Raw genomic sequence first — 1,940 nt, forward strand, 5'->3', positions numbered from 1 at the left:
AGATAGGAAATCGGCCTTTTTCCAGCATTAATGTTGGTGAGTGTGCTGCCAACGTTTTTTGAACGGCATTTGTTATTTCATGCTCAGGTTGTTGACTTGCCAAAGCCTGGAATTTGGCAATTGCAGCATCCACTTCGATACGGTGATTTAAATCTTGAAGAATAAGAGGATCAGCATGGCCTTGTAAGTAGAAATAAGCGTTAAAGGCAGTTGCAAACAATTCACTGGACACTTTTTCACCCATTTCAATTTGGGTCATGACCGTTAAGAATAAATATTGTTGCAAGACATACGTTTCGTCAGGACCATTGGGGAGTGCAAGCTGTTTGCTGAGGGCTTCTTGCACATTCTGAAGACGTTTAAGTCCTGCGGGTTTATCACTAAGGTAGAGATAGCGACTGACTAAGTAGTCCAATCGGAAAAACACCAGTGAATCACGTGTACATTGCCCATTTTTGTTAAAAAAGCGAAATCCCGTTTTCAAAAATTTATCAAATTGCGGGAAGAACGTAGGATTTTTAAACGCTTCTGATAAAAGCCCTGGCTGGAAAAGATTCGCCTCGACATACCGCTTATCAGACTCTTTGGAAAGTTTGGCAATATTGCGAGTAAAATAATCAAGGGTTAATGTTATTTGGAGTTTGGGTTCACTTCTTAAGTGAAAATAATCACGAGTAGTAATGTCTTGTTGGGTTATATGTCGACTAGACAGTGCATCCGATTCCTTCTTTGATGGATGAAGCTGAATATCATTGGCAGTTCTTGCTTTAACTTTGTTTTGGTAGGGAGTTTGGTCCGTAGTATCTTTATTTAAGGCATCAAGCACAGATGAGTCCTCAACCACATATCGATGCTTAGAAAGTCTTGTTGCCAATTTTTGCCAGGTGATAAAAGAAGCATACAAAGGGCTATAGATAAGGAAGCTACCATGTTTATCTTTATCCAAGTCGAGTCGTTGGCTATCTGAAAGATCGAGATCAAAATGAGGAGTAATAACCCGTCGCATTGTGGACTCAAATTTAAGATGTGCCTGGATTTTGTCAATGATAGGTTTAAATTTAGGGTCAAGCGATTTCCAACCTTTTATGGGTGGTGATACGGACAGTACATACAGCGCTTGCAGGTTTCTTGACCTTATCTCCTGATGGAGCGATGATGTTTCTGATTTATAATCGCTTAAGTATATACTTTCTAAGTCGGCCTTTAATTGGGGCTCGGTCTTGAGCAATCCATTCAGGTAATCAAAAAACTCCTGATGGGTCTGGGTTGGTGACCCGTTGTACCGGTTTTGCAGTTCTTGAAATTTTTGGTCAAATCCCGGGTGATTTGTAGCCCAAAAGGGATTTCTTTGGTTATTACCGATAATTGTTTGCATTACAGTATTTGCGAAGGGCGTAAATACAGGTAAATTTTTGGTTCTGGCAATAGTATCTTGAATGTTAATCTGGAGAGCAAGAGCACTAAGCTCCATTATATTGAATGCCCCAGTTTGTGCCTTGTTAAGCCAATTTTTTCTCAGCCCGCTGGGCCCATTGAGCAGATTTTGTACGTCATCCATGCATTTTCCGAACTCTTCATAGTCACCTAAGGTCGTAAGCTCCTGGTAAAGGGGGGTGCCTGTTGTTTGGATAGGGAGTGCAAGAATGAGTTGCTCAAGGTAATAATACTGTGTAGCAGGGTCTTTGATATTCTTAATATCACGAACTGCTTGTTTAATATTAGTTAAAAAATTCTTTCCCTGGCCAAAATTAACTGGTTTAGGTAAGTTAGCATCATAACGGAAATTACTATAATTCCCAGTTGCAGTAGGTGCTACATTACTGTCTATTCGTAGTTGAGTAGAAATGTGTTTTGCAGGCGCTGATTTTTTCGTGGTTACTAATGGAGCCTCATTAACTTGCTCCTGTAATGCCAAAAGCTCTTTTAAGTAGTTTTCGGTG

At 40.1% G+C, this 1,940-nt stretch carries 1 protein-coding gene; it reads right to left on the minus strand.

The features are described from left to right. Nucleotides 1-1,940 (minus strand): hypothetical protein (locus tag Lbru_RS17345; RefSeq protein ID WP_162262403.1); only part of this gene is annotated, 1,940 nt, incomplete at both ends.

The organism is Legionella brunensis (genome assembly GCF_001467025.1).
In the GTDB taxonomy this organism is placed as follows: Bacteria; Pseudomonadota; Gammaproteobacteria; order Legionellales; family Legionellaceae; genus Tatlockia; species Tatlockia brunensis.